The following is a 26,602-nucleotide window of genomic DNA, read 5'->3' as shown; positions in this document are numbered from 1 at the left end:
CATTATGACGGCAGGGCGTGGCCACGGGACAAAAGGGCTGATAAGCTAGGAGCGCTCCGCGGAGTAAACGCATGCAATATCCGAAACTCTTCTCCATCGCCGCGATTTGCACGGTTGCAGCGAGTGCCGTATTCATTTCCGTGCTGGGTGCGGCAGCGCCTGCCAAACCGAAGCCGCTTTCCAGCTACGATCCCCAGGTCAAGGCCGTGTTGGCCAAGATGACACTGGAGGAAAAGGTCGGCCAGATGACCCAGCCCGACCAGGAAGCCTTGAAGGACGAGTCGGACATCGAGAGTCTCTTCCTCGGCTCGGTGCTGAGTGGCGGCAGTTCCGACCCCAAAGAGGGCAACAGTCTCGAGGCCTGGACGAATCTCTACGACAAGTACCAGAAGCGGGCGTTGAAGACGCGGCTGGCGATTCCCCTGATTTATGGCGTGGATGCGCTACACGGCCACAACAACGTCATCGGAGCCGTGGTTTTCCCCCAGAATATCGGACTCGGCTGCACGCGGAATCCCGCCCTGGTTGAGAAGATCGCCCGTGTGACGGCGGAAGAGGTGCGGGCCACCGGAATCCAATGGACATTTGCGCCGTGCGTTACCGTGCCGCAGGACATTCGATGGGGTCGCACGTATGAAGGTTTCTCCGACGACCCGAAGGTAGTGAAGGAGTTGGGCGAAGCCGCGGTACGCGGCCTGCAAGGCCCCGATCTGTCGAATCCACTCTCGTTGCTGGCCTGCGCCAAACACTATATCGGTGACGGCGGCACGACCTTTGGCACGGGCATGGCGGGAAAGTCACCGCTCGATCAGGGCGATACGCGGGTGGACGAACCCACTCTCCGGCGCCTGCACCTGCAGGGCTACCTGACCACCATCGCCGCCGGCGCCGGGACGGTGATGCCGTCCTACAGCAGCTGGAATGGCGTGAAGTGCTCGGCCAGCAAGCAGTTGATGACGGACATCCTGAAGGGTGAACTGGGCTTCCAGGGGTTCATCATTTCCGATTACAACGCTATCGACCAGATCACGCCGGACTACAAGAAGGCCATTGAGATCTCGATCAACGCCGGCATGGACATGGTCATGGTGACCGAGCGCTACCGCGAGTATGTGAAGGACCTGAAGGAACTGGTAAAGGAAGGCCGCGTACCGATGTCGCGCATCGACGACGCGGTGACGCGCATTCTGCGGGTGAAGTTCGCCATGGGCCTGATGGACAAGAACCGGTCGCAACTGGCCGACCGGAATCTCCACAAGACTTTCGGCTCAGCCGAGCACCGGATGGTGGCGCGGGATGCCGTGCGGCAGTCGCTGGTATTGCTGAAGAACGAGAAGAAGACGCTGCCGTTGAAGAAGACGGTGGCACGGATCCATATTGCCGGCAAGAACGCGGATGATATCGGCAACCAGTGCGGCGGCTGGACGATCGACTGGCAGGGCAAGAGCGGCAATATCACGACTGGCGGCACGACCATCCGGGCGGCGATCCAGGCTGCCGTGGCGAAGGGTACGCAAGTCACCTATTCGGCCGACGGCTCGGGCGCCCAGGGCGCGACGGTGGGCGTCGTCGTGATCGGCGAGAAACCGTACGCCGAGATGATGGGCGACCGGAAGACCCTCGCCCTGGACGCGGCGGACGTGGCTGCCGTGAAGAACATGAAGGCGGCGGGGATCCCGGTGGTCGTCGTGCTGCTATCAGGCCGTCCGCTGATCATCAACGATGTACTGGCCCAGGCCGACGCCTTCGTGGCCGCCTGGCTGCCCGGCACGGAAGGCCAGGGCGTGAGCGACGTCCTGTTCGGTGATTACAAGCCGACGGGCAAGCTGGCATTCGCCTGGCCGCGCTCCGACGAGCAACTCCCGCTGGGCACGGCCACGACGGCCGACGTCCTGTTCAAGAATGGCTTCGGCCTGAAGTACTAGCCGCCGGGCCGGACGGCCCTCCGGACCAGACGTGAGAGGATAGACTGGAGACAGTCCATGTCGAAGCTCACCTTGGAACGGGATATTTGCGTCAGCACGCTATCGAACGGCATTCGTGTCATTACGGAGCCGATGCCCGCTGTACGCAGCGTGGCAGTCGGATTCTGGATTGGCACCGGATCCCGGTGCGAGACGATCGAAGAGAACGGAACCTCGCACTTCATTGAACACATGCTGTTCAAAGGCACGCCGAAGCGCTCGGCCGAGGATATCGCGCGTGAGGTGGACGCCATCGGCGGCCATCTGGACGCCTTCACGGGCCGCGAACTGGTCGGCTACAACACCAAAGTGCTGGACGAGCACATGCCCCTGGCCTTCGAGATCCTCTCCGACATGCTGTTGAACCCGCGGTTCGACGTGTCGGATATCGAGAAGGAAAAGGGCGTCGTACTGGAAGAGCTCAAGATGGAGAACGACAGCCCGGAGACCTTCGTCCACGAGCTGTTCGTCAGCAACTTCTGGAAGCACCACTCCCTGGGCCAGCCGATCCTGGGGACCAAGAAGACCATCGCCGGGTTCTGCCCCGAGAACCTGCGCAGCTATCACCAGCGGTACTACCGCCCGGAGAACATCACCCTGACGGCGGCCGGCAGCCTGCGGCACGAAGACCTGATCCGGGTGGCGGAGCAGTACCTCAGCCCGCTGCCTGTGGGCGGCGTGCTGCCCGACTTCACCACCCCGCCCACAGCGGCGCCGCTCATCCTCAAGAACCGGCGGAGCCTGCAACAGGTGCACCTGTGCCTGGGTGTACCCATGGTGCCGGCGACCCACCCGCTGCGCTTTGCCGCCTATACGCTAAACGTCATTCTGGGCGGCGGCATGAGTTCCCGGCTGTTCCAGAACATCCGGGAACGGCAGGGCCTGGCATACTCAATCTTCTCCGAGCTCAATCTCTACCGCGACACAGGCCTCATGGCAATCTATGCAGGCACGTCCTCAGAGACGGCGCGGAAGTTGCTGGACGGCGTCATGCTGGAACTGCGGCGGCTGAAGAACGACCCGCTGCCGGCCGAAGAACTGCAGCATGCCAAGGATCACATGAAGGGCTCGCTGATGCTGAGCCTGGAATCGACCAGCAGCCGCATGAGCAATCTCGCCCGGCAGTGGATGAACTTCGGCAAGTTCTACACCTTGGACGAACTGGCCGAGAGCATTGAAGCGGTGACCGCGGACCAGGTTCTGAGCCTGGCCCGGGAGTACTTCAACTCCGAGAAGATCGGACTGGCCATGCTGGGCCGGCTGGAAGGCCTGACGGTAACGCGGGAAGACCTGGCCTGCTGAAGTAATGCGCAGTTGGACCAAAGCACTAATCCTGCTGCTGGCCGCGAGTCTGGGCGCGGCCGCGGCGGATTTTGGAGCCCTGCGGCCGACCGGGTATGTCAACGATTTCGCCAAGGTGCTCGACCCGGCTTCGATTCAGCAGCTTGAGGCCTATTGCGCCCAGGTGCAGAATGCGACGGGTGCGCAGATCGCGCTGGTGACGATTCCCAGCCTGGAAGGCGAACCGATCGAAGACGTCGCCAACGTGCTGTACCGCAAATGGGGCGTAGGCAGCAAAAAGAACAACGAAGGCGTGCTGCTGCTGCTCTCCATCAACGACCGGCGGACGCGCCTGGAGGTGGGCTACGGATTGGAGCCGATCATCCCGGACGGCAATGCCGGCGGGATTCTGCGGGAGATGCGGCCGTCGTTGCGGGCCGGCAACTTCGCCCAGGCGCTGTCCGACGCCGCACGCAGCATTGCCGAGAAAATCGCCCAGGCGAAGGGCGTCCAGATCGGCATGGCTCCGCCGATGCGGCATTCGCGGCCCGGACCAGAGAGCTTTCCGTGGGAAGTGATTCTGGTCGTGGGCGGCCTGATGCTGCTGATGCTTTTCTTCGGCGGCGGCCGCAGCGGCCGTGGCGGCGGGGGGGGCGGTGGCGGCTTCCTGGTGGGCATGATCCTGGGTCAACTGCTGGGCGGCGGCGGATCGCGCACTCGCAGCAGCGGTGGATTTGGGGGCTACGACTCCGGCGACAGTTTTGGCGGATTCGGCGGCGGCGACTCGGGCGGCGGCGGAGCGTCCAGTGACTGGTAAGGGAGGAAACCGATGGAGCCAATGGATCGTTTGCTAAACCAGCTCGTCGAGAAACTCCAGAATGCGCATGGCAAGAACTTGCGGTCGGTCATCCTGTATGGCTCGGGCGCCAGCGGCGACGTGCATGGAGTCTACTCCGACCTGAACGTGATGTGCGTCCTGGACAAGATCGGGCCAAAGGAACTGGAAGCGTCGGAACCGGTCTTCAAATGGTGGCGGGAGAAGGGCAATCCGGCGCCGCTGCTGATGAGCCGCGACGAAGTCCTGACGTCGTCGGACTGCTTCCCCATCGAGTATCACGACATCGCGGAGCGCCACCGCGTGCTGCACGGCGAAGATGTCACCGCCGGGCTGACCATCGACGATGCGTTTTACCGCGCGCAGGTGGAGCACGAGTTGCGTGCCAAGTTGTTGAGACTGCGGCAGAAGGCCGCCGGCGTGCTCAGCGATCGCGACCTGATGCTGAGGCTGATGGCCGATTCGGTATCGACATTCTGTGTGTTGGCCCGCCACGCGTTGCTGTTGGCGGGTCATGCGGCGCCCTGGCCCAAGCGCGAAGTGGTGAGCCAGCTTCGCGAGGCGTTTGGCATAGAAGGGCGCGCGTTCGATATGCTGTTAGGTCTCCGCGAGGGTCAAACCCGGCCCCGCAGCCTGGACCCCAGCAGTCTCTTTTCAACGTACCTTGAAGAGATCGCGGCACTGGTCGCCGTGGTCGATCGACTGGAGCGGTGAGGACTTACCCATGAAGACTGGATTGATTATCGGCGGCATCATCCTGGTGCTCGTGCTGATCATCGGCGGCAAGGCCGCCTCGGCAAACAATGAACTGGTGACGAAGCAGGAGGCGATCCGCGGCGCGTGGTCGCAGGTGGATGTGGCGCTGCAGCGCCGGGCCGACCTGATTCCGAACCTGGTGGAGACGGTGAAGGGCTTCGCTGCCCAGGAGAAGCAGATTCTCGAGACGGTAGCCAATGCCCGCTCGGCGCTGTTGAACGCCAAAACGCCCGGGGAGAAGATTCAGGCCAACCAGGGCCTGGACTCCGCGATCGGCCGCCTGTTGGTGGTGGTCGAGAACTATCCCAACCTGAAGTCCAACGAGAATTTCATGAGGCTCCAGGATGAGCTGGCCGGCACAGAGAACCGCATCGCGGTGGAGCGGCGGAAGTACAACGAAACGGTACAGACGTACAACACGAGCATCGGCCTATTCCCCACCAACCTGTTCGCGGGCATGATGGGCTTCCACCGCAACGATGACTACTTCAAAACGGAGCCAGGCGCCCGGACCGCGCCGGCAGTGAAGTTCTAGAGACTGACCATGAGCACACCCATCTTTCCGAATTACATCGACGGCGCGTGGGTCGAAGGGCCCACTTTCGAGAATCGCAATCCGGCGGATACCAGCGAAGTTGTCGGACTGCATGGCAAGGGTTCGGCTGAGGATATCCAGCGCGCAGCCGAAGCGGCGCAGAACGCGCTGCCGGCGTGGTCTGCCATGAGCGGCCCGGCCCGCGGAGCGCTGCTGTACAAGATCGCCGACATCCTCGACCGGAAGTTTGAACAGATCAGCGCCGAGATGACGCGGGAGGAAGGCAAGACGCTGCCGGAGGCGAAGGGTGAGGTCCGGCGGTCGATCAACATCTTCCGCTACTTCGCGGGCGAGGGCTCACGCATGGCGGGCGTCATGGCCCCCAGCGAACGCGACCGCGTCCACATGTTCGCCCTGCGCAAGCCCGTGGGCGTCGTGGGCCTGATCACGCCGTGGAATTTCCCCAGCGCCATTCCTGCCTGGAAGCTGGCGCCCGCGCTGATCTGCGGCAACACCGTAGTGATGAAGCCGGCCTCGGCCGCTCCGCTCAGCGCCTGGCGCATCATTGAAGCCTGTCACGAGGCGGGCGTCCCCAAGGGCGTCGTGAATTTTGTGGGCGGCAGCGGCGGAACGCTGGGCGCGGCGATCGTGAATGCGAAGCCGATCAAAGCCATCAGCTTCACCGGCTCCTGCGAGATCGGCAACTGGATTCATGCCGAAGCGTCGAAGCGGCACCTGCGCATCCAGCTCGAAATGGGCGGCAAGAACCCCACCATCGTGCTGGCCGACGCCGACTTCGCCTCAGCCGTGGAAAACTGCGTGAACGCGACGTTTTTCTCGACCGGCCAGAAGTGCACCGCCACCTCCCGCGTGATCGTGGAAGAAGGCATCTATGACAAGTTCGTGGCGGCCGTGGTGGAGCGCACGAAGAAGCTGAAAGTCGGCAACGGAATGCAGGCCGGCATCGACATCGGCCCGTGCGTCGACGAAGGCCAGATGAACACGGTGCTGCGTTACATCGAAATCGGCCGCAAGGAGGCCGGTGAACCTTTGTGCGGCGGCAACCGGCTGACGGGTGGCGACTACGACAAGGGCTACTTCGTCGAGCCGACGGTTTTCGCGGATGTCACCGAAGAAATGGTGATTGCGCGGGAAGAGATCTTCGGACCGGTGATGGCTATCCTGAAGGCGCGCGACTTCCAGCACGCGATGCAGTTGGCGAACGGCAGCGATTTCGGGCTCTCTGCCTCGCTGCAGACCACAAACCTTTCGCGCATGTTCGAGTACATTTACGGCATCGAAGCGGGTCTGGTGACGGTGAACCTGCCCAGCGCCGGTGTCGAGTATCAGCTGCCGTTCGGCGGCAGCAAGGACTCGAGCTTCGGACCCAAGGAACAGGGCCCGGCCGCGCTGGAGTTCTATAGCGACCACAAGACCGTTTACATCAAATACTAGGCGATCAGGAAACAGATGAAACTTGGACAAGTTTGGTGGCAGGGCCGCCTGACGGCCGCGTTGTTCGAAGGCGGCCTGGCGCGCCCCATTCCTGGCTACACACTGCGCGAACTGATCGAGCGGTCGGAACGCGATGGCACTCCCCTGACGGAACTGGCCGGCCGCTACGCGGTGCGGGCCGCCGAGCACATTGATCCTGCGATCCCCGTGGAACCGCGCGAGGTGTGGGCCTGCGGCTGTACCTACGAGATGAGCGCCAGCTTCCGCGACGCCGAGCACAATACGCGCGAAGGCTTCTACCGTCACGTGTTCACGGCGGCGCGGCCCGAAATCTTCTTCAAGGGCACATCGCGCGTCTGCGTCGGCACCAATATGCCCATCGGCATCCGGTCCGATTCGAAGTTCACGGCGCCGGAACCGGAATTGGCCGTTCTGCTTGGATCCAAGGGAAAGGTCCTGGGCTACACGCTGGCCAACGACGTCTCGGCCTGGGATATAGAACGCGAGAATCCGCTCTACCTGCCGCAATCGAAGGTGTACACGGCCTGCTGCTCGCTGGGCCCTTGGTTCGTGACTCCGGATGAGTTGAAGGATCCTTATTCGCTGGACATGCGCTGCACCATCCAGCGCGGCGAGCAGACCCTGTTCGACGGCAGCACTTCCACCTCGAAACTCGGCCGTAAGATCGAAACGCTGGTGGAGTACCTGCTGAAGGCCAACGCCGTACCGGCCAGCAGTGTCGTGCTCACGGGCACGGGCATCATTGTGACGCAGGAGGCCGCACTGGCTCCTGGCGATGTGGTGACCATCAGCGCCCCGTCCATCGGGGTGCTGGTGAACGAAGCCGCCATGGTGGAATAGCGGTGACAGGCAGCAGCATCAGGCTCCGCCGGATCCTGGTGGCCCTGGTATTGCTGCTCGCGCCACTGCTGTTCTTCAGCCGGGCGTTGTTCACGCGAACAGCGATTATCCCCTACGACCTGCCTGGGTACCACGTGCCGCAGGCCGGCTATTTCGCACGCTCCCTGGCCGAGGGCCGGCTTCCCTTGTGGGATCCCTACTCCTACTGCGGCATGCCCTTCGCGGCCAACCTGCAGACGCAGGTCTTCTATCCGCCCAACTGGCCGTTCGCGGCGATCAACGCGCTGCTTCACGAGAACAATGTCCACGACGTGCTGGAATGGCTGATCGCGCTGCACATGGCGTTGGCGGGCTGGCTGGCCTACCTGTTGTGCCGACGCCTGCGCCTCGGTTGGTCCGCGGCACTCTTCGGCGGGGTGAGCTACCAGCTTGGCGCTTTCTTCGCCTCCCAGGCGCAGCATCAGGGTGCGGTCTCTGCCGCCGCCTGGATGCCATTGGCCTGGGCCATGGTGTTTGCATTGGCTGAACGGTTCTCGTGGCGCCGGCTGGCCGTGCTGGCGCTGTCTGTCGCGATGATTGTCCTGGCAGGCTTCCCGGCCGTGCTGATGATGGCGATCGCGTCGGCCGGCGTTCTGGCCGTGGGCCTCTTCCTGCTGCGGGGCGCCAGTTGGCGATTGCCGCCCCAAGTGATCATGGGGGGCGTCTGGGGCGCGGCCCTGTCCGCGATCCAACTGGTCCCGGCCAAGGAACTCATCGACTGGAGCACCGCCCACCAACGGACAGACTTCTCCGACATCGGAGGCGGCGGGATCCCGCCAACCGCGTTTGGCGCCCTGGTCTGGCCCAACTGGAACGGCGTCTTCGACTTCTCCACTTACCATCTGCCCTGGAATCCCACGTTCGCTTACTTTTACTGCGGCCTGGCGGGCGCGCTGTTGGCCTGCGCCAGCCTGTGGTGGTGGCGCGCCGCCCGTTGGCAGATCGTGCTGCTGACCGGCACGCTGGCCGCGCTCTTCATGATGGGTGGACACACGCCGTTCATGCGATTTGTCTATCCGCGGCTGCCGCGCATCATCCGCTCGTCCCTCTACGACGAATTCGGCTTGTGCGTGCTGTCGCTGAGCCTGGCCGTGCTGGCTGCCTTCGGCTTCCAAGCCATCCTCGCGCGCCGAACCTGGCAGACGCGGGCAGTTGTCATCTCAATTGCAGTACTGGATCTGTGGTGGGCCGGCGCCGGCCGGCCGATGAACAAGGGAGACATCGGCGACGCTCTGCGCACCTCGGCCCGGGAGTTTGAGGGCAGCCGCAGTGTCGTGACACGGGTTCGAGACCTGACCACGGCTCAATCGCCGCCCTGGCGCATCGATGCGATCGACTCCACACAGATGTGGGGCAATGCGGCGCCCATGCTGGGCATTTACAGTGCCTCCGGTAATGAACCGCTTGCGTCCGAGCGCGTCCTCGCCGTGCGCCGGATCTTCGGCGAGGCGCACGAGTGGGAACGGTACATCCCGGTGAAGACCCCAGCGTCGCCTCTGCTCGACATGCTGAGCCTGCGCTACCTGATCGCCTGGAACGACTCCAAGTCAGAACTCCTGCGGAGCCCGGCCATTCACAAAGTGGATTCCGTAGACGGCCATGCCATCTGGGAGAACGACGACGCCCTGCCGCGATTCACCATCAACGGCAATGTGTACAGGACCTCAAATCTGGCGGAATCCATCGAGCGGCTGCGCTCGCCGGAGTTCCACCCCGCGCGCGAGGTGGTCCTGGAAACCACCGGCGCCCTGCCCGACTTCCAGCCTGAAGCGCGCGGCACCGTCCAGGTCCTGGCCTACCAGCCTGAGTCGCTGTCACTGGCGGTCGAGACCGACCGGCCTGCCCTGATGGTGTCCTCCGAAGCGTTCTATCCCGGCTGGCACGCCAAAGTGGACGGCCGGCCAGTTCCACTGTTGATGGTCAACGCGGCATTTCGCGGTGTCGCCGTCGGACCTGGAAAGCACCAGGTGGAGATGACCTATGCACCGGCCTCCTTCCGCATCGGCCTGGCCGTCACGGCAGTAGCCCTGCTTCTGGCACTGCTCGCCCTGCGGCGTCCCGCATGAGCGGCTACTCTTCGGCCATGTCTTCGAGTTGCTCAGCCTCGGCGGCGTAGCGCTTCAGCACACGGATGGAAGGGCTCGTCGAGAACCCGGCCTGTCGTAAGCGACGGAACACCGAGGCCAGCTTAGCTGGCTCCTGCAGCAGCGCGCCCAAGTCCTGGTTGCGGTATTTGCGCTCCAGCCACTGCTCCACTAACACGACTTCGTCGGTCCCGGCGTAGGCCTCCAATGCCGCCTTCTCCGCGACTTTGGGTGCCACTTTCTTGCGCATGAGGTCGGAGAGTACGCGCTGCTTGCCGACCGCCCCACTGCCGGCTCGGGTCTCCGCAAAGTGGCCGGCATAGCGCTGATCGTTCAGCGCGCCATACTCCTTCAACTGCAGGACAATATCGTCGATCGAGGCGGGGTCGGCGGCACGAAGGCGAAGCTTCGCCTTGAACTCACCGATGGAAAGCGCTCGCGACGAGAGCAGTTTCATGGCGTAATGGCGCAACTCGTCAGCATCGAGTTTGCGCGGCTGTTTGATAGGCATGGGCCTGTACTCATTGTGCGTGGAGTACACTGTAAGCAGCAAGGAGCACTCATGGAAGACGACAAGAAGTTCTGCTTATTTTTCTGCGCGAGAAGGCCGACGAAGGCTAAGGATTACGTCAAGCGCCGCAGCGAGGACCTCAAAGACTCGGCCACTGATCTGCTCGATAAGAGCAAGCAGGCCATTGCCCGGCAGAAGGAACAACTGGCGGCCGCGGTCGAAGCGGGCCGTTCAGCATATCGGGAAAAGGTCGAAGCCGTAACTCCGCTAACCGACCAGGGCGACGAGATTATCGAAGGCGTGTAATCGCGCATGCAATCGGACGCGGCTTTTTATTTGATGGCGGGCGCCGTCTCGATCTCGAGCATCGCGCTCCTGATGAACGCGCTCGCCTCGCTCGGCATCTACCGTACGGTGAAGAAGCTGCAGCAGGACGTCTCGCCCCTCATTCCTGAGGCAAAGGAGACTCTGGCTCAGGCCCAGAAAGTGATGACCGAGGCCACACGCGACGTGAAGGAAATCACGACGCAGGCCCGGGATATCATGCAGGCAATCGATTCTCAGCTTACCCACCTGGACAACGCGCGGCAGGAGCTGTCGACTCACCTGCGCATCCAGGGTGAACGGGTGGAACTGGTCGTCGAAGACGTACTGATGCGCGTGCAGGATGTCGTTTCCGTGGTGCATGGCGGGGTGCTGCGTCCGGTGCGCGAAGTCAGCGGTGTAGTGGCTGGAGTGAAAGCCGCCGTCCAGACATTTCTGCGGGGCCGCAGACCCACCGTCGACCGGGCCACGCACGACGAAGAGATGTTTATCTGATCGGGCGCCTGCCCAGCGCGGGCGCCCGTCCGTCCCCCTCAGCTTGACCGCCCGGCGCCACCGTGCCCACCGGCGGACCTCCGTAACATCTAACACCCCCCGCTGCCACTCGACAAAGCGGCGGCATACACTGGATGCGTGCTTCTGCGTGTCTGCCTGCTCCTACTCGCCCTGATTCCGGGGATCTTCGCCGAAACCGCGGCCTCGCTCGGCGCAGCCGTCCGCGAAATGACCCTGGATCCCGATGCCTGCTACCGCGTCCGCGATCTCAGCCTGCAGCGCGACGACACGAGGATCTACCTCACAGACGGGTTTCTCATCTTCGGCAAGCCCGTCGCGGGCCGGCGCGTGGTCGCCATCTACTATGCGGCGGAACCCTCCGACGACGCCGAGATGATCGTGCGCCCGCCCAATCGAAGCGAGCGCCTCTCGCTCTCGATGGCCACCGAGTCGCCCAATCTGGATGAACACTTCCGGTCCGCTCTGCTGATCTTCACGGATGACACAGCCGAGGAGTTCCTGAAGGCCATTCGCGACGGCGTCCCCAAGCCGAACCCTGAGATGGGTTTGATCATCGCCAGCCGGCTCGACAGCACCGTCAGAAACCTGTGCACCAGCTTCCAGGTCCGCATCGTTCTCGACCTGCTGTCCAAGCAGCCCGAACGCGGCCTCTTCTACGCGGCGATCACCGGCAAAAACCCTCGACAACTTCGACTTCATGTACGACGCCACCTTACCCGAGGAGACCATTCTCGGGCGGGTCTCCAACAAGGGCGTCCTGGGTTTCGATGTCTGGACGAGCTTCCAGAACCGCAAGCATCGCCAGGGACAGGAGCCGATTCGCGAGGATGTCGTGATGGAGAACTACCGCATCGACGCCAAATTGCAGCCGGACCTCCGCCTCGATGTGGTCACCCGCGTCACCGCCCGGCCCCAGCAACGCGTCTCCGGCGCAATGTCGTTTGAACTGGCGCCGGAAATGGAGGTGTCGGCCGTCAAGGTTGACGGACAACCCGTTGGAAATCTACCGCCGGGAGTCCATGCGCGCCAACCTGATCGCCAGCCGCACCAACGATCCGTTCCTGGTGATCCTGGCGCAACCCCTGGAGCCAGGCACTTCCCATGAATTTGAGTTCGTGCACAGCGGCAAGGTCATCCGGCCCGCCGGCAACAATGTCCTTTTATGTCGCTGCCCGCACCAACTGGTTCCCCTCCCACGGGTACGGCTTTACGAATTTCGACATCACCTTCCGCGTGCCGAAGGAACTGCGGGTGGTGGCGACAGGTGACATCGGCGAAGAGAAGGAAGAGGGGGAATTTCGCATCGTGCGGCGCCGCACCAGCACGCCGGTCCGCCTGGCCGGCTTCAACGTAGGCGCCTATGAGAATGCGGGCGTCACCCGTGGCGGCTTCGAAGTCCAGGTCTACGCCAATCGCACGGTGGAAACCGCGCTGCAGGCGCGGCCCAACACCATTGTGCTTCCCCCTGCTTTGGCACGCACCATGGGCGGACACACCGCGCGTGTCTCTGAGGTGGTAACGAACCAGCCCGGGCCAACACCCAACCCACAGGCCCGCCTGCGTGAGCTAGCCACCGAGATCGCATCGTCACTGGAATGGATGTCATCGCAATTCGGACCGCCGCCGCTGAAGATGCTCACAGCCTCCCCCATTCCCGGCAACTTCGGACAAGGCTTCCCGGGCCTGCTGTACCTCTCCACCATCTCCTTCCTGAGCGAAAAGGAGCGCCCGGCGAGTCTGCAAAGCGAGAGGCAGCACACGTTCTACTCCGAAATCCTGCACGCCCACGAGACCGCCCATCAATGGTGGGGCAATCTCGTCACCGCCGCCACTTATCACGATGAGTGGCTGATGGAGGCTTTCGCGAACTACTCCGCCCTGCTGATCCTGGAGCGCAAGAAAGGCCCCAAGGCGCTGGAAACGACGTTGGACGAGTACAAAGCCGAAATGCGGATGCTATCGGGCACAGGCAAATCGGCCATCCCGGTGGAATCGACCGGCCCCATTACCTGGGGCATGCGCATGCGCACCGATGCGCCGCTGGATCCCTGGCGGATCATCGTCTACAACAAAGGCTCCTGGATTCTCCACATGCTGCGCCGCCGCATGGGCGACACGAACTTCCTCGCAATGATGGGCGCCATTCGCAAGCGCTACTCATACCAGCCGTTCAATACCGATCAGTTCAGGCTCATCGCAGCCGAGTTCTCGCCCAAAGGCATACCCGACTCCACACTCGACAACTTCTTCGACAACTGGGTCTATTCCACCGGAGTGCCCACTCTCGAGGTCTCCAGCAGCGTGAAAGGCAAAGCACCCCAGATCCAGCTCTCCGTCACTGTCAGGCAAACCGGAGTCACCGATGAGTTTGGCGTCGATTTACCCGTCGAAGTCCGGATCCCCGGCCAGGCGCAGCCCATTGTGAAGTGGATCCGCACCGGGCCGGACCCCACCACGTTCACCATGAAGTTGAAGGCCGCGCCGACAAAGGTGGAGCTTGCACCCGGAGCCGGAGTCCTCGCCTTCCGCAAGTAGCCTCAGCCTTTGCGGGCCTGCGCCACCGCCTCGGCGATACGTTCCATCTCGCTGCGCGACCCCAGCATGACCGTCTGCGGCAGCCATACCGCTTCACGGCACAGCCGCTCGTTCACCGGGCATTCATTCTGCTCCAGCCACTGCTTCATGCGCTTCTGCCCGTAGATGCGCGTGTAGTGCCGGCCCTCCATCATCTTCAGCAGGAACGGCTCCTTGTTCAGCGGGGTATACCCGCTGGACGCCGAGACGCCCTTGCCGCCCAGCGCCTTCAGGAACTGGGCCCGCGGTACGCCAGCGTCTTCCAGATACCGGAACATGAACAGGTGCCAGGCATTCCTGGTGCAGCCCTCGTGCAGCCGGGCAGGCTGTACGCCCGGAATCTTCGCCAGCATCCCGGCCAGATAGCGCGCATTCTCCTCACGGACTCGCGACTGCGCTTCCAGGCGCGTCATCTGCGCCAGCAGGATTACTGCCTGGAACTCAGTCATCCGCAGGTTCGCGCCGTTGCGCGAGTAGGCCAGGCCCGATCCCACTTCCTTCGGCCGGCCATTCGTGTGAAACGCGTAGGCGCGATTCGCCAGCTCTTCGTCGTTCGTGATCAGCGCTCCGCCTTCGCCACAATTGAGGTTCTTTGAAGCCTGGAAGCTGAAGCATCCACAATCGCCCAACGACCCCACCTTGCGGCCCTTCCATTCACCCAGGTGCGCCTGGCAGGCGTCCTCCACCAGCTTCAGGTTCCGCCTCCGCGCAAAGTTCATGACTGCATCCAGGTCCACGGCAGCGCCGCCCAGATGCACAGGCATCACGGCGATGCACTCCTGCGTGTACGCCGTGTCGAGCTTCGTCGCGTCCATCTGGAAGGTTTCGATATCAGAGTCGACGAAGATGGGCAGGGCATGCTGCATCAGCAGCACGTTCAACGTAGCCACAAACGTATACGGGGGCAGCAGCACCGCATCGCCCGGCCCGACGTCGATGGAGTTCAGCGCCGCAATCAGCGCGCTGGTCCCGTTCATCGTGGCCAGGCAATACTTGGCGCCCGTCAGCGCCGCATACTTCTCTTCAAAATCCAACACCTTGCGTCCACCCGACGACCGGCTCCAACGGCCGCTGCGCAGGGCTTCCAGGACAGACGACTCTTCCAACGGGCCGAAAACAGGCCAGGAGGGACGCTCATTGGGCGCCATGGCACTGGCCATCAAGGCTCTGCGACTCACTCGCGTACTCATGGCTAATCATCCTAGCGCCAATCGTTCACAATGAGAAACAGCCATGAAAGCCGCGATGCCGAAGGGGCTGGCCCAGCTCGAACAAGAGATCATCCAGTGCGAGCACTGCCCGCGCTTGCGGGAATACTGCCAGGAAGTCGCGCGCGTCAAACGCCGCGCCTATCTTGATTGGGACTACTGGGGGCGGCCAGTACCCGGCTTCGGCGATCCGCGCGCCCAGGTATTCATCCTGGGTCTCGCGCCCGCTGCCCACGGCGCCAACCGGACGGGCCGCGTCTTCACCGGCGACCGCTCCGGCTACTGGCTCTACCGCGCCCTCCACCAGACCGGTTTCGCCAACCAGCCCTCCAGCGACCATCGCGGCGACGGCCTCCAGTTGACCAACGCCTGGGTCAGCGCCAGTGTCCGCTGCGCGCCGCCAGACAACAAACCCACTCCGCAGGAGATCGTCGCCTGCCGTGTGTATCTCGACCAGGAACTCGTCCTGATAAAGCAGGTGAAAGTCGTGGTGGCTCTCGGCCGCCTGGCCTTTGACAACTACCTTGGCAAGCGCCGCTCGAAATTCGAGTTCAAGCATGACGGCGAATTCCATCTCGGTGCGGGTGAGCCCATCCTGATCAGTTCCTATCACCCCAGCCAGCAGAACACCTCCACGGGGAAACTCACGGAACCCATGCTGCGTGCCGTGTTCGAGCGTGCTCAGAGGCTGGTGGCATGACACGCCGCTCCCTCCTTCTTATGCTGGCTGCCTTGCCCTGCCGCGCGGCGGACTTCACCACCGAGCAGTGGTCCGCCATCGGGCAGATCTACGCAAAAACCCTCGCCCACCCGTTCCTTAAGGGCCTCTCCGACGGAACCCTGCCGCGGGAGTGCTTCCAGTTCTACCTCATCCAGGACAGCCTCTACCTGCGCGCATTCGCGCAGGCCTTGAATCTTCTAGCCGCGAAGGCGCCCCGCGAGGACTGGTCGCTCACCCTCGCCCAGCACTCCATTGACACCCTCAAAGAGGAGCGCCGTATGCATCAGGTGGTGCTGGCCTCCTATGGCGTCACCCCTGCCATGGCCGCCGCCGCGGAGATGGCCCCCACCAATGCCGCCTACACGAACCACCTGCTGGCTGCCGTCCAGCGCCTCACTTTCTCCGAGGGTCTGTCCGCGATGCTCCCCTGCTACTGGATCTATTGGGAAGTGGGCAAGCAACTGGTGCGCCAGGGCTCGCGAAACAAAGACTACCAGCGCTGGATCGACAATTACGCAGGCGAGGAGTACGCCACCACGGTCCGCCAGGTGCTCGCCATGATGAACGAATCGGCGTCCCAGGCATCGCCCGATCAGCGCCGGGAAGCCCTGCGGTTATTCGTCCGCAGCGCCCGTTACGAATACCTCTTCTGGGACATGGCCTGGCGCCGCGAACAGTGGCAGCCGTAACTCCGCGAACAAACAGGACATTTTACTCCCGGTTTAACGGGCCTACAATGAGGGCATGGCTCGAGGCTGGGAGAGTAAATCGATTGAATCCCAGATGGAGGACGTCGGCAAACGGCGCTCCGGCCACGCTGACACCCCACCTATGACAGACGAAGAGCGTAAACACCAGGCCCGGTACAACCAACTGCAGCTGAGCCGGACCCGTATCCAGCAGGAGATGATCACCGCCTGCAACACACGTTTTCGCATGCAACTGGAGCGTGAGTTAGCCTTTCTCGACGAAGAACTGCAAAAATTAAAGACCTAACCGGCTCATGCCCCGATTTATCGAACTCAGCCATCCCATCATCGAAGGGATGAAGACCTTTCCCGGCCTGCCGGGCCCGCAGGCCGTCCTCCTCTTCGACCACGCCGGCTCGCGCCGCAAGTACAAGAATCAGTCGGAGTTCCTCATCGCCTCCCTGCACCTCTGCGGCAACACCGGCACCTACGTCGACTCCCCTTACCACCGCTTTCCCGATGCGCCGGACCTCTCCGAACTGCCGCTCGACCGTCTGGCCGACCTCGAAATCGTCAAAGTCGACGCACGCCAGAACCTGGGCCGCGGCATCGGCCCCCACCTGTTTCAGGATCTCGATCTGCAAGGCAAGGCCGTCCTCGTGCAGACCGGCTGGGACCAGCACTGGAACAAGGAAGAATACTTCGAGCCCAATCCCTTCCTCAACGAGGATGCGTGCCTCTACCTGGTCGAGGCCGGAGCAGTCTTCGTCGGAATCGACTCCGTCAACATCGACGACATGGGCGATCTGCGCCGCCCCGCCCACACGGTCCTGCTCGGCAATGGCATCCCCATCTGCGAACACATGACCAATCTGGAAGCCGTCGCCACCAACGAAGGCCGCCTCCACGCCGTGCCCATTGCCTGGAAAGGCGGAGCCACCTTCCCGGTCCGCGCGTACATCGTCCTGCCCGAGTAATCCTTAGCCACCCGACATTGGTATCCTGTTTACTCGATGCGGGCCCGCCTGGAGCAATACTTCCAATTTCAGGAACTCGGTACGAACTGGCGCACCGAGATCCTGGCCGGTGTGACGACCTTCGTCACTATGGCCTACATCATCTTCGTCAACCCCTCCATCCTGCATGAGACCGGCATGCCCGCCACGGCTGTCACCGCAGCCACCTGCCTTGCTGCCGCCATCGGCTGCCTGCTGATGGGCATCGTCGCCCGCTATCCCATCGCCCTCGCACCCGGCATGGGCCTCAACGCCTACTTCACTTACACCGTCTGCCTCGGCATGCACGTGCCCTGGCAGGTCGCCCTCGGCGCGGTCTTCCTCTCCGGCATCATCTTCCTGCTGCTCACCGCGCTGGGCATCCGGCAACTGATCCTCGAATCGATCCCACGCGAACTCTACGCAGCCGTCGCCGTCGGCATCGGCCTCTTCATCGCCTTCATCGGCTTCCGCAACGCAGGCATCATCAAGGCCGATCCGGCCACCCTCGTGAGTCTCGGCAACCTCCGCGACCCCGGCACCCTCGTCGCCCTCTTCGGACTCATCCTCATCGCCGGACTCATGACGTGGGGCGTGCGCGCCGCCATGCTCATCGGGATCCTGGCCACCACCCTGCTGGGCGCCCTCACCGGATTGGTCCGCTGGAACCCGCAGGCCTACTCGCCGGCCGACCTCTCCGCGACGTTCTTCCAACTCGACCTCGCCGGCACCATGAAACTCGGCCTCCTCGAGATTGTGTTTGTCTTTCTGTTCGTCGACCTCTTCGACAACATTGGCACCCTCGTCGCCGTCGGGACACGCGCCGGTCTCTTTGATCGCGACGGCCACATCCCCCGCGTCAATCGCATCCTCACCGCCGATGCCATCGCCTCCACCGCCGGAGCCCTCTGCGGCACCTCCACCGTCGTCAGCTACATCGAGAGCGCGGCCGGAGTCGTGGCTGGAGGCCGCAGCGGTTTTACGGCCGTCGTCTGCGGCCTCCTCTTCCTGGTCGCCCTCTTCATCGCGCCGCTGTTCGGCGTCATCCCGGCCCAGGCCACCGCCCCGGCGCTCATCATCGTCGGCGCGCTCATGCTCACCCACACAGAAGACATCGAGTGGAACAAACCCGTCGTGGCCATCCCCGCCTTCCTCACGCTGGCCGCCATTCCGCTCACGTTCAGCATCGCCAACGGTCTCGCCTTCGGCTTTACCTCGCATACCCTGCTGCGCGTCATCGCCGGCGAGTGGCGCAAGGTCAACTGGCTCGTCTACGTCCTGACGGCTCTGTTTCTGCTGCGGTTCTTCTATCTCGGAAAGGGATAACCATGACAGTCACTCGCCGCACCCTGCTGGCCGCGCTGGCCGGCGGCGCCGCCGCCTCCGCCAAGTCCTCGCCGGACCTGCTCATCCAGGGCGCGCTCGACAGCGAGCTCGGCCCCCTGCTCGAATCCCTTGTGGGCCGCAGGGAGGTCCGCCTACATGCCTGGACCTTCTGGACCGGCCGCATCGGCCGCCAGAACCTCGTCCTTTCGCGCACCGATATGGGACCCATCAACGCTGCCGCCGTCACCACGCTGGGGATCCGCGAGTTCCAGCCTCGCGCCATCATCAACCAGGGCACGGCCGGCGGCCACAATCGCAGCCTCAAGCTCTGGGACATCGTCTTGGGCGAGAAGACCACCGACTATGCGGCTTTCAGCGCCGTGCACGCCGACCCCGGCCAAGGCCAAAATCCGGCCAACTGGAAGCCCGTCCCGCACCGCATCCGGGCCAACGGCGGCGACCCCGTCGCGTTCCCCTCATTCATCGGCGACGCCCGCCTGCTTTCCGTGGCGGAGAGAATCCAGAACCCGCGCGGCCGGGTCGTCCGAGGCAACGTCGGTTCCGCCTATCAGTTCAATCGCCAGATCGACCACATCGACTGGCTGCACAGAACCTACGGCACCGACTCAGAGGACATGGAAAGCGCCTACTCCGCTGGAGCCGCCCTCGCCATGGGCGTACCCTTCCTGGCCATCCGCATCATCTCCGACACCGAATGGGAACACCCCACCTTCGAGAAGATCGCCGGTCAGTACTGCGCTGAATTCGTGGTCAACGTCGTGAAGTCGCTCTAGCATACAGAGCCGCGAACGTGAGTGAGCGGATAGCCTTGATGCGTCCCCATTCAGCTTCTACAGGCGCGCCAACCCTCAACCCTCCCGCTCCAGCACCTGCATCAGTGCGCGGATATACCCATAGCAGAACGCGAACGCCATCAACCCGCCCGTGTCCCCCTCGATGTGCGGTACGTGATCCGGCATCAGCATCCCGTCGTAGCCCACATCCCGATAGGCCCGGATCGCATTCAGGAAGTTCACGTCGCCGTTATCCGGGAAGGTCTCGCGGAAGTCCAGGAACTTGCCTTGGATGTTCCTGAAGTGCACGTTGAAGATCTTCTTGCGGGTACCGAAGTACTTAATGACGTCGCCGATCTCGCGATTGGGGTCTTCGAGCATCTCAGTCACCGTACCCTGGCAGAAGTTCAGGCCATGATACGGATTCTCGCGGATCGAGACAAACCGTTTCAGACCATCCACGGAACCCAGCACAGTCTCGACGCCCTTGAAGCCCTTGCCCTTCGGCATCCCGGGATCGTGGGGATGGCAGGCGATCTTGACCTTGTGCTCCGCCGCGACCGGCACCACGCGGTCGAGGAACCAGGTAATCCTCTCCCAATACAGATCGGCCGACATCGGAGCCGCCGCGCTGGGAGGATCCTGTTTCCCCTCCGAGTACTTGAAGGTGCTGTACTGCGCCCCGCCCCGGCCGGTAGTAGGCGCGGTCCGCACCACGCCGAGAATACTCATGTTGTATTTCACAGAGGGGATGCCGGCCAGTGCGCAATTGCGGATCATCTGGCAAATCTCATCCACGGCCTTCTCGCGGGCAGGGGACTGCCCCAGCAGGAGGCTGGGGTACTCCGCCTTCTCGATGACGCTGGAACTGAGCGGCAGCGGCACCATGGCCAATTGAATGCCGGTAGCCTCAACACTCTCCTTGAGCCGTTTGAGCGAATCCACGCTCCACTTCTCGTCGAGCTTCCGCGACGGCAGCGTACTGCAGATATGAGTGATCCCCAGCGGAGCAATCATCCGCAGATAAGCCGGATCCGAGTTGTTCTGGGTCCCCAGCTTCATCAGCATAGGCAGCTTCTTAGCCGCGGGAGCAGCAAGGGCCGGAATCTGCTGAGCCGCCGCCAGAGCCGCGGAAGAGAGGAGGAGTGTGCGCCGCTTCATTGTTGTCGTAAGCATCATATCCGGATTTCGATACCGCCGAGGCACACCCGACCCAAGGCGCGAAAGCCTGACTGTTCAACCGGATGGACTCCGGGTGAATGGTTCGATTCTGGTGGACCGGTTGAATGGAGGGACCTGCCCATCAAGCATGAATGCAAGAGAGTCGTCAGCCTGAGCCGTCGGCGTTTACAGCTAACTTGCTTCACTGCGAATCACCTGAATCCCAGTAGCGCTCCTAAATTCAGATTACTCATTCACTTACAGCCTATTAACAAGCAACGTCTATGTCTGCGGGAGTCTACAACTGCACCAAAAAGTATTGACAGAAGTCACAGATCTTCGTAGAGTATTACCTATCAAAAGGTAGCCAGGGATCTATCGATTACCTTGGCTTCAGAGGGGACTTAGGTTATGTCAACACTGAGGGTATTTCTGTCTCTAGCGCTCTGCGCAGTGCTGAGCTCCGCACAGGTGGCAACTTCTCGACTGGACGGATCTGTCCAGGACGAGAGTGGGGCCGTGGTTCCCGGTGCGAAAATCGTCGTTCTTAACGAGAAGACGCAGGTGCGCGCCGATGGGGTCACCAGTCCCGACGGTCTGTTCATCTTCCCTTCACTCCAGCCCGGAATCTACACCATCAGCGTCGAGGCCCCCGGCTTCCGCAAGGCGGTCGCCAGCGGTGTCGAGCTGAACGTCTCTGTGGCCACCACCCAGCGCTTCAAACTTGAAGTCGGCCAGGTGACCGAGAGCGTGGTCGTGGAGGCTGAAGCCGCCCGTGTCCAGACAACAGATGCGCAGATGGGTCGCTCCATCACCATGCGCGACATTGACACACTGCCCCAATTGGGCCGCAGCCCGGTGGCTCTCGCAGTCTTTCAGCCCGGCGTCCAGATCGATCCCAGCGACACGACGTTTTCCCGTGTCAACGGCACGCGCCAAGGCAGCAACAACACCACCTTGGACGGCATCGACGTAAACGACGCCGTGACGCCGCGTCTTGGCTTATCCATGACGGCGAACAATACCGACTCCGTCGGCGAATTCCGTGTCATCACAAACGGCGCCAAGGCTGAGTATGGCCGCAACGCCGGTGGCCAGGTGGAACTCATCACCCGCTCCGGCAACAACCAGTTCCATGGCAACTTGTTCGACTACCTCCGCAACACCAAGCTCAACGCCAACAATTTCTTTAACAACACATCCGGCGTCGCGCGGCCGAAGTACATCCAGAATCTGTTCGGTGGCTCCTTCGGCGGACCGGTCAAGAAGGGCAAAACGTTCTTCTTCTTCAACTACCAGGGCAGCCGCGTCTCCCAGGAAGTAGTCCGCAACCGCACGGTCCTCACTCCTGAAGCCAAGGCCGGCATTTTCCGTTGGCGCGCCCCCAACAGCACTGCGATCTCGTCCTTCAACATCGCCCAGAACGACCCGCGCGGCAAGGGCGTCGACTCTGAGATGGCTAAGATCTTCAAGATATTGCCCGACCCGAACAACTTTGATACCGGTGACGGCCTAAACACCGCGGGATTCCGGTTCAATAATCCTGCCGGCAGCCGCAACAATGCCTACACCGGTAAGGTGGACCACAACCTGACGGAGAATCACCACCTCTTCTTCCGCTATAGCTGGTTTCGCACCTACTCCATCGACTCCCTGAACTCCGCGGACGCCACATTTCCCGGCTTCCCCCAGGGCGCCCAGGGCGGCGTGCGGTGGGGCTTCTCGGCCGGTTCGGATTGGGTGCTGACCCCGACACTGGTGAACGAGTTGCGCGTCGGCCATCAGAGCGCCAACTCCGACTTTCTGCGGCCCGGGCGTCTTCAGGGTCCTACCATCATCTCCAACCTGTTCACGGATCCCTATAACGCCGGCTTTGCCCAGGGCCGCAATGCCCCCGTGGATGAGGTCACCGACAACCTGACCAAGGTGATGGGCAACCACACCTTCAAGTTCGGCGGCCAATACCGCCGTACCAAGCAGTGGGGTTACAACGACCAGGGCATCTACCCGAATGTCACCACCGCGACCACCCTCGGCAATACGGTGCCCGCCAACATTGGACCGACAGTCGCCAGCGGCGCCATCTCCTCGGGCAACCGCCAGACCTTCGAGAGTCTCTACAACGACGTCCTGGGCCGGATGAATCAGGTCATTCAGACGTACTATAGCGATCTGACCACCTTCCAGAAGCCTGGCACGCCCCGGGTCCGCACCTTCAACTTCAACGAACAGGGCTACTTCGCCCAGGACGATTGGAAGATTCGCCGCAACCTGACCCTCAACTTCGGCTTGCGTTGGGAATACTCCAGCGTTCCGTCGGAGGCCAACGGCCAGCAGGGAATTATCGATCAGGCAGCCAAAATCAACTCGGTCAGCCAGATCGCCAACTTCGCCGTGGCCAAGTCGGGCGCCTGGTACAACAACGATTTCAATAACTTCGCACCCCGCTTCGGTTTCGCCTGGGACGTGAAGGGCGATGGCAAGACCGCCGTTCGCGGCAGCTACGGCATCTTCTTTGATCGCATCATCGGCGCCACCACCAGTTCGGTCGACGGGGCCACACCCGGCTTCTCGCAGACTGGGCTGACCACCCCGAATGCAAACGGCACAGACGTTCGCCTGGCGGACGGAATCCCGCTGGCCACCCAGCCCTCCGCCCCGGATCTCGTGCTCCCCAATAACCGCCAGAACACGATCTCAGTTTTCGATCCCAATCTGCGCACCGGATACACCAGCCAGTTCAGTCTGAATGTGCAGCGTGAACTGATGCGCAACACCATCGTCGAAGTCGCGTACGTGGGCAGCAGCGGCATCAAGCTGTTCATGAACGTAAACCAGAATCAGCAGCGGGTGTACGGTGACTTCCTCAGCGCCTTCAAGGAGCTGCAGGCATTCCAAACCAATTCGTCCGCGCCGATCTCGGCCAACAACACACTGGTCAGGATTTTCGGCACCCCCGCCTCCGCAATCTCCAGCCTGGGTGCCGCCAATTTCACTCAGGGCCTCGTCGGCACCGCTGCGAGCAACCTGGACCGCAACTTCAATAACCGCTACAGCGCCGCCGGTGTGTCAGACTTCTACCTGCGCAACTACCCGCAGTACATCGAACTCCGGCAAGGCACCAACAACGGCCGCTCCTATTACAACTCCTTCCAATTCAGCGTGCGCCGCAAGATGAGCGCCCTGCAGGTGTTCGCCAACTACACTTTCAGCAAGAGCATCGACAACGGTTCCGCTGAAGGGAATGGCTACACCGCTCCGATCGACAGCTTTAACCTGGCGCTCAATCGCGCCCGCAGCGACTTCGACCGGCCCCACTCGTTCAATGCCTCCGCCACTTTCATCGTCCCGTTCGGCAAGGGCAAGCGCTTCGGCACCGACATGCCCCGGTGGCTCGATACCGCCGTCGGTGGCTGGGAGCTGGGTGGCCTGATGATCTGGCAAAGCGGCTCGGTCTATACCGTTAGCTCCGCCCGCACGACAACCAACGGCGCAGTCAACACCTGGGCCAACTACACCGGCAGCCGGAACATCGGCAGCATCGACCGGCGCGGAGGAGGTGTCTTCTTCCTCACCAGTGAGGAAGCGGGGCGCTTCTCCTTCCCCGTCGCCGGCGAACTCGGCAGCAGCGGCAGAAACGCCTTCCGCGGGCCTCGCTACTTCAACATAGACATGTCCCTGGTGAAGCGGTTCAGGATCTCTGAAACCCACGTGGTCACGTTCCGTGCCGAAGGCTACAACACGCTCAATAACGTCAACTTCGCCAACCCCAGTGTGTCCCTGACCGCACTGGCCAACTTCGGCAGGATCAGCGCCACCACGGGGAGTCCTCGTATTTATCAGATGGCACTCCGCTACGACTTCTGATTCAACACTGGCCCCTTCACTTGCGGGATACCCCTCACCGGGGGTATCCCGTTTTTCGTTTGAGAGGTGGAGTGGGTGGGACGACACTGTCAGACGCACTGCTGAGGTGGGGGTAATCCCCCACTCGCGCTCCCTATGCCGCTAAACTATTGAATTTAAATGGCTGTTGCGTGGTCCCCGAATTGCATACAAAACTGTATGACCGCGCCAGCCATCCCCTCCATCGCGAATCCAAGGCTGGTCTTCTGGGAACTCACCACCGGATGCAACCTCCGCTGCATCCATTGCCGCGCCAGTGCTACTGAATTGATGAGCCCAGACGACCTCTCCACCAAGGAATGTTTGGACATCGTCGACCAACTTGCGGCATATGCCCCATTCATCCTGGTCCTCAGCGGCGGTGAACCCCTCTGGCGCCGCGATGTCTTTGATATTGCTAAGCGAGCGGTCTCCCACGGCATCCGCGTAGCCCTCGCCACCAACGGCACCCTCGTTGACGAAGCCATGGCCGATCGCATCAAGGATGCCGGCATCGTTCGCGTCGCCATCAGTCTCGACGGGGCCGACCAGGGCACCCACGACGCCTTTCGTGGTCACGATGGGGCTTATGACGCAGCAATCCGCGGCATCAAGCACCTGCAGAACCTGGGGATTTCCACCCAGATCAACACCACTGTCTCCAAACACAATGCCCACCAACTGCCCGAGATGGTTGAACTGGCCAAGAGCCTGAAGGTCGACGCCTTCCACCTCTTCCTGCTGGTTCCCGTGGGTTGCGGGCTCACCATCGCGGAAGACCAGTCGGTCACCGGCGCCGACGCCGAGCGCATTCTGAATTGGTTCTACGATCGCAATCTGGACTCCGGCATGGAGATGAAGGCGACCTGCGCTCCGCAGTATTACCGCATCGCCCGCCAGCGCCGGGCCGAATCCCGCCGCGCCGGGGAGGCCGTACCCGCCCAGATGCCGCACCCCCAGCACGCCGGACATCCCCAAAAGGGCGGCCACCCCACAGATCTGAATCAGATGACCCGCGGCTGCCTCGCCGCCTCCGGCGTCTGTTTCATCTCGCACCGCGGCTCCGTCCAGCCCTGCGGCTACTTGCCCCTGGAGGCCGGCGACCTCCGCCGCCAGACTTTTGAGGAGGTCTGGAGCGGTTCCGAACTCTTCAAGGACCTGCGCGACCTGAACAATCTGGACGGGAAGTGCGGCTATTGCGAATTTAAACAGGTTTGTATGGGTTGCCGGGCGCGCGCGTTCGGCGTCACCGGCGACTATCACGCCGAAGAGCCCTTCTGCATCTACGAGCCGAATCCCCAGCGGAAGGAGGCCATCGGAGCACCATGGCAAGCCTAGCCCTCCATCAACCAACGCCCCATATCTGCCGCAACCGCCACGTGATGGTGGTCTGTACCGGGGAATCCTGCAAGAACGCCGGCGCCGCGGAACTACTCCACGACTTGAAGCACCACCACGAACACGCCACTGGCGACCTGCGCATCAGCGAGTCGAAATGCCTCCACCGCTGCCAGGCCGCTCCCGCCATGGTGGAGGACGGCCGGGTCATGGGATGGATGAGCCGCATGCGGCTCAAGCTGGAACTGTTGCGCCTCGGGCTGCTCAACTAGCGCGGGCCGATATCGACCTTCATCGAGTTGCCATTGTCGCGCGTCGGCGGGCGGCGCCGGTCCACGCGGGTGCCGGAGATCGCCACCAGTGTCAAGGCCTCGCCATGCGGTTCCGGGTAGAGATCAGCCACCACTGGCTCCAGCCCCTGTTCGATCAACTGCTTTTCTTTTTCAGTGACATAGCCGATGAAGATCACTTCGCCGTCGGCTCGTTTGTGTACCTCAAAGCACTCAAAAATGGGCTTGATGAACAACGGGATCTCGTTGGTGGCCGGAGCGCCGGTGAAACCGTAAACTCCATTCGGCAGATGCCGGATGGCTGTCCCCTCTTCCTGGGCGGTGACGATTCTGAGCTGATTCGCTTCCCGCAGCGCCTGCCGTTCCGGCGCCAGTGCAATGTGTTGAACCTGTGACATAAACGCGTGTTTCCTAGATAAATTATCATTCAAGGGCGGGGGCAATTTCACCCTCACCGGAT

At 62.5% G+C, this 26,602-nt stretch carries 26 protein-coding genes; 21 read left to right on the top strand and 5 right to left on the bottom strand.

Annotated features, from left to right (window positions below; translation table 11 throughout):
- The first annotated feature begins 71 nt into the window (after nt 1-71).
- From IRI77_RS26590 to IRI77_RS26555, 8 genes are read left to right on the top strand one after another with little or no spacing between them, the layout of a single operon-like run.
- Complete coding sequence (locus IRI77_RS26590; RefSeq protein WP_194448024.1) at nt 72-1,925, top strand: glycoside hydrolase family 3 protein; 1,854 nt, start codon at nt 72-74, stop codon at nt 1,923-1,925.
- 57 nt (nt 1,926-1,982) lie between these two features.
- Entirely contained in the window at nt 1,983-3,266 is a 1,284-nt protein-coding gene (locus IRI77_RS26585) for a M16 family metallopeptidase (RefSeq protein ID WP_194448023.1), read from the top strand.
- 4 nt (nt 3,267-3,270) lie between these two features.
- Nucleotides 3,271-4,062, top strand: coding sequence for a TPM domain-containing protein (locus IRI77_RS26580; protein ID WP_194448022.1), 792 nt, complete (start codon nt 3,271-3,273; stop codon nt 4,060-4,062).
- A gap of 21 nt (nt 4,063-4,083) precedes the next feature.
- Nucleotides 4,084-4,794, top strand: a complete 711-nt coding sequence (locus IRI77_RS26575) for a hypothetical protein (protein ID WP_194448021.1) — start codon at nt 4,084-4,086, stop codon at nt 4,792-4,794.
- A gap of 10 nt (nt 4,795-4,804) precedes the next feature.
- Nucleotides 4,805-5,371 (top strand): LemA family protein, encoded by a 567-nt coding sequence (locus IRI77_RS26570; protein WP_194448020.1) that lies wholly within the window; start codon nt 4,805-4,807, stop codon nt 5,369-5,371.
- Nucleotides 5,372-5,380: 9 nt separating this feature from the next.
- Entirely contained in the window at nt 5,381-6,826 is a 1,446-nt protein-coding gene (locus IRI77_RS26565) for an aldehyde dehydrogenase family protein (RefSeq protein ID WP_194448019.1), read from the top strand.
- 15 nt (nt 6,827-6,841) lie between these two features.
- A complete protein-coding gene (locus IRI77_RS26560; protein ID WP_194448018.1) occupies nt 6,842-7,687 on the top strand; it encodes a fumarylacetoacetate hydrolase family protein in 846 nt (281 codons plus the stop codon).
- Nucleotides 7,688-7,689: 2 nt separating this feature from the next.
- Nucleotides 7,690-9,792 carry a YfhO family protein gene (locus IRI77_RS26555; protein ID WP_194448017.1) on the top strand — a complete coding sequence of 701 codons (2,103 nt, stop codon included), beginning with the start codon at nt 7,690-7,692 and terminating at the stop codon, nt 9,790-9,792.
- 4 nt (nt 9,793-9,796) lie between these two features.
- On the opposite strand, the gene IRI77_RS26550 is transcribed toward IRI77_RS26555, so the two are convergent.
- Entirely contained in the window at nt 9,797-10,321 is a 525-nt protein-coding gene (locus IRI77_RS26550; RefSeq protein ID WP_194448016.1) for a regulatory protein RecX, read from the bottom strand.
- Between the two features lie 51 nt (nt 10,322-10,372).
- Between IRI77_RS26550 and IRI77_RS26545 the strand changes: the two genes are divergently transcribed.
- Together IRI77_RS26545 and IRI77_RS26540 are read left to right on the top strand one after the other, a co-directional pair.
- Entirely contained in the window at nt 10,373-10,627 is a 255-nt protein-coding gene (locus IRI77_RS26545) for a hypothetical protein (RefSeq protein WP_194448015.1), read from the top strand.
- A gap of 6 nt (nt 10,628-10,633) precedes the next feature.
- Entirely contained in the window at nt 10,634-11,140 is a 507-nt protein-coding gene (locus IRI77_RS26540) for a hypothetical protein (RefSeq protein WP_194448014.1), read from the top strand.
- Between the two features lie 162 nt (nt 11,141-11,302).
- Here the strand turns inward: IRI77_RS26540 and IRI77_RS26535 are convergent, their stop codons facing one another.
- Nucleotides 11,303-11,860 (bottom strand): hypothetical protein, encoded by a 558-nt coding sequence (locus IRI77_RS26535; protein WP_194448013.1) that lies wholly within the window; start codon nt 11,858-11,860, stop codon nt 11,303-11,305.
- On the opposite strand from IRI77_RS26535, the gene IRI77_RS26530 reads away from it, so the two are divergent.
- Complete coding sequence (locus IRI77_RS26530; protein ID WP_194448012.1) at nt 11,859-12,266, top strand: hypothetical protein; 408 nt, start codon at nt 11,859-11,861, stop codon at nt 12,264-12,266. The genes IRI77_RS26535 and IRI77_RS26530 overlap by 2 nt on opposite strands.
- 47 nt (nt 12,267-12,313) lie before the next feature.
- Entirely contained in the window at nt 12,314-13,696 is a 1,383-nt protein-coding gene (locus IRI77_RS26525) for a M1 family metallopeptidase (protein ID WP_194448011.1), read from the top strand.
- Nucleotides 13,697-13,698: 2 nt separating this feature from the next.
- Here the strand turns inward: IRI77_RS26525 and IRI77_RS26520 are convergent, their stop codons facing one another.
- Nucleotides 13,699-14,913 (bottom strand): DegT/DnrJ/EryC1/StrS family aminotransferase, encoded by a 1,215-nt coding sequence (locus IRI77_RS26520; RefSeq protein ID WP_194448010.1) that lies wholly within the window; start codon nt 14,911-14,913, stop codon nt 13,699-13,701.
- A 55-nt stretch (nt 14,914-14,968) separates the two neighbouring features.
- Between IRI77_RS26520 and IRI77_RS26515 the strand changes: the two genes are divergently transcribed.
- From IRI77_RS26515 to IRI77_RS26490, 6 genes are read left to right on the top strand one after another with little or no spacing between them, the layout of a single operon-like run.
- Nucleotides 14,969-15,643: a uracil-DNA glycosylase gene (locus IRI77_RS26515; RefSeq protein WP_228486327.1), complete on the top strand. Its 675-nt coding sequence runs from the start codon at nt 14,969-14,971 to the stop codon at nt 15,641-15,643.
- The gene (gene tenA, locus IRI77_RS26510) at nt 15,640-16,353 is read left to right on the top strand and encodes a thiaminase II (protein WP_228486326.1); all 714 of its coding nucleotides are present in this window, start codon (nt 15,640-15,642) and stop codon (nt 16,351-16,353) included. Before IRI77_RS26515 ends, tenA begins: the two co-directional genes overlap by 4 nt.
- Nucleotides 16,354-16,408: 55 nt before the next feature.
- Nucleotides 16,409-16,660, top strand: a complete 252-nt coding sequence (locus IRI77_RS26505; protein WP_194448009.1) for a hypothetical protein — start codon at nt 16,409-16,411, stop codon at nt 16,658-16,660.
- Between the two features lie 7 nt (nt 16,661-16,667).
- The gene (locus tag IRI77_RS26500) at nt 16,668-17,330 is read left to right on the top strand and encodes a cyclase family protein (RefSeq protein ID WP_194448008.1); all 663 of its coding nucleotides are present in this window, start codon (nt 16,668-16,670) and stop codon (nt 17,328-17,330) included.
- Nucleotides 17,331-17,366: 36 nt separating this feature from the next.
- Nucleotides 17,367-18,674, top strand: coding sequence for an NCS2 family permease (locus IRI77_RS26495; protein WP_194448007.1), 1,308 nt, complete (start codon nt 17,367-17,369; stop codon nt 18,672-18,674).
- 2 nt (nt 18,675-18,676) lie between these two features.
- Nucleotides 18,677-19,468 (top strand): 5'-methylthioadenosine/S-adenosylhomocysteine nucleosidase, encoded by a 792-nt coding sequence (locus IRI77_RS26490; RefSeq protein ID WP_194448006.1) that lies wholly within the window; start codon nt 18,677-18,679, stop codon nt 19,466-19,468.
- Between the two features lie 75 nt (nt 19,469-19,543).
- Here the strand turns inward: IRI77_RS26490 and IRI77_RS26485 are convergent, their stop codons facing one another.
- On the bottom strand, nt 19,544-20,530 hold the full coding sequence (locus tag IRI77_RS26485; RefSeq protein ID WP_194453796.1) for a mannonate dehydratase: 987 nt from the start codon (nt 20,528-20,530) through the stop codon (nt 19,544-19,546).
- Nucleotides 20,531-21,100: 570 nt separating this feature from the next.
- Between IRI77_RS26485 and IRI77_RS26480 the strand changes: the two genes are divergently transcribed.
- From IRI77_RS26480 to IRI77_RS26470, 3 genes are all read left to right on the top strand, one after another.
- On the top strand, nt 21,101-24,496 hold the full coding sequence (locus IRI77_RS26480) for a TonB-dependent receptor (RefSeq protein WP_194448005.1): 3,396 nt from the start codon (nt 21,101-21,103) through the stop codon (nt 24,494-24,496).
- A 198-nt stretch (nt 24,497-24,694) separates the two neighbouring features.
- Nucleotides 24,695-25,852, top strand: coding sequence for a radical SAM/SPASM domain-containing protein (locus IRI77_RS26475; protein WP_194448004.1), 1,158 nt, complete (start codon nt 24,695-24,697; stop codon nt 25,850-25,852).
- On the top strand, nt 25,840-26,124 hold the full coding sequence (locus IRI77_RS26470; protein ID WP_194448003.1) for an NAD(P)H-dependent oxidoreductase subunit E: 285 nt from the start codon (nt 25,840-25,842) through the stop codon (nt 26,122-26,124). The genes IRI77_RS26475 and IRI77_RS26470 overlap by 13 nt, the downstream gene beginning before the upstream one ends.
- On the opposite strand, the gene IRI77_RS26465 is transcribed toward IRI77_RS26470, so the two are convergent.
- Nucleotides 26,121-26,540, bottom strand: coding sequence for a hypothetical protein (locus IRI77_RS26465; RefSeq protein ID WP_194448002.1), 420 nt, complete (start codon nt 26,538-26,540; stop codon nt 26,121-26,123). The two genes, IRI77_RS26470 and IRI77_RS26465, sit on opposite strands and share 4 nt — an antisense overlap.
- Between the last annotated feature and the right edge of the window lie 62 nt (nt 26,541-26,602).

The organism is Paludibaculum fermentans (assembly GCF_015277775.1).
Lineage (GTDB): Bacteria > Acidobacteriota > Terriglobia > Bryobacterales > Bryobacteraceae > Paludibaculum > Paludibaculum fermentans.
Note: the sequence above shows the minus strand (reverse complement) of the source record. Positions and strands in the feature narration are given on the sequence as shown.

What these genes read in the sequence shown, in the direction of transcription:
- IRI77_RS26545 (WP_194448015.1), top strand. Translation starts at nt 10,373, where the DNA reads ATGGAAGACGACAAGAAGTTCTGCTTATTTTTCTGCGCGAGAAGGCCG.
- IRI77_RS26485 (WP_194453796.1), bottom strand. Translation starts at nt 20,530, where the DNA reads ATGAAGCTGGGGACCCAGAACAACTCGGATCCGGCTTATCTGCGGATG.
- IRI77_RS26550 (WP_194448016.1), bottom strand. Translation starts at nt 10,321, where the DNA reads ATGCCTATCAAACAGCCGCGCAAACTCGATGCTGACGAGTTGCGCCAT.
- IRI77_RS26465 (WP_194448002.1), bottom strand. Translation starts at nt 26,540, where the DNA reads ATGTCACAGGTTCAACACATTGCACTGGCGCCGGAACGGCAGGCGCTG.
- tenA (WP_228486326.1), top strand. Translation starts at nt 15,640, where the DNA reads ATGACACGCCGCTCCCTCCTTCTTATGCTGGCTGCCTTGCCCTGCCGC.
- IRI77_RS26580 (WP_194448022.1), top strand. Translation starts at nt 3,271, where the DNA reads ATGCGCAGTTGGACCAAAGCACTAATCCTGCTGCTGGCCGCGAGTCTG.
- IRI77_RS26590 (WP_194448024.1), top strand. Translation starts at nt 72, where the DNA reads ATGCAATATCCGAAACTCTTCTCCATCGCCGCGATTTGCACGGTTGCA.
- IRI77_RS26570 (WP_194448020.1), top strand. Translation starts at nt 4,805, where the DNA reads ATGAAGACTGGATTGATTATCGGCGGCATCATCCTGGTGCTCGTGCTG.
- IRI77_RS26565 (WP_194448019.1), top strand. Translation starts at nt 5,381, where the DNA reads ATGAGCACACCCATCTTTCCGAATTACATCGACGGCGCGTGGGTCGAA.
- IRI77_RS26515 (WP_228486327.1), top strand. Translation starts at nt 14,969, where the DNA reads ATGAAAGCCGCGATGCCGAAGGGGCTGGCCCAGCTCGAACAAGAGATC.
- IRI77_RS26560 (WP_194448018.1), top strand. Translation starts at nt 6,842, where the DNA reads ATGAAACTTGGACAAGTTTGGTGGCAGGGCCGCCTGACGGCCGCGTTG.
- IRI77_RS26495 (WP_194448007.1), top strand. Translation starts at nt 17,367, where the DNA reads ATGCGGGCCCGCCTGGAGCAATACTTCCAATTTCAGGAACTCGGTACG.
- IRI77_RS26470 (WP_194448003.1), top strand. Translation starts at nt 25,840, where the DNA reads ATGGCAAGCCTAGCCCTCCATCAACCAACGCCCCATATCTGCCGCAAC.
- IRI77_RS26535 (WP_194448013.1), bottom strand. Translation starts at nt 11,860, where the DNA reads ATGAAGTCGAAGTTGTCGAGGGTTTTTGCCGGTGATCGCCGCGTAGAA.
- IRI77_RS26500 (WP_194448008.1), top strand. Translation starts at nt 16,668, where the DNA reads ATGCCCCGATTTATCGAACTCAGCCATCCCATCATCGAAGGGATGAAG.
- IRI77_RS26505 (WP_194448009.1), top strand. Translation starts at nt 16,409, where the DNA reads ATGGCTCGAGGCTGGGAGAGTAAATCGATTGAATCCCAGATGGAGGAC.
- IRI77_RS26575 (WP_194448021.1), top strand. Translation starts at nt 4,084, where the DNA reads ATGGATCGTTTGCTAAACCAGCTCGTCGAGAAACTCCAGAATGCGCAT.
- IRI77_RS26540 (WP_194448014.1), top strand. Translation starts at nt 10,634, where the DNA reads ATGCAATCGGACGCGGCTTTTTATTTGATGGCGGGCGCCGTCTCGATC.
- IRI77_RS26525 (WP_194448011.1), top strand. Translation starts at nt 12,314, where the DNA reads ATGTCCTTTTATGTCGCTGCCCGCACCAACTGGTTCCCCTCCCACGGG.
- IRI77_RS26475 (WP_194448004.1), top strand. Translation starts at nt 24,695, where the DNA reads ATGACCGCGCCAGCCATCCCCTCCATCGCGAATCCAAGGCTGGTCTTC.
- IRI77_RS26490 (WP_194448006.1), top strand. Translation starts at nt 18,677, where the DNA reads ATGACAGTCACTCGCCGCACCCTGCTGGCCGCGCTGGCCGGCGGCGCC.
- IRI77_RS26530 (WP_194448012.1), top strand. Translation starts at nt 11,859, where the DNA reads ATGTACGACGCCACCTTACCCGAGGAGACCATTCTCGGGCGGGTCTCC.
- IRI77_RS26585 (WP_194448023.1), top strand. Translation starts at nt 1,983, where the DNA reads ATGTCGAAGCTCACCTTGGAACGGGATATTTGCGTCAGCACGCTATCG.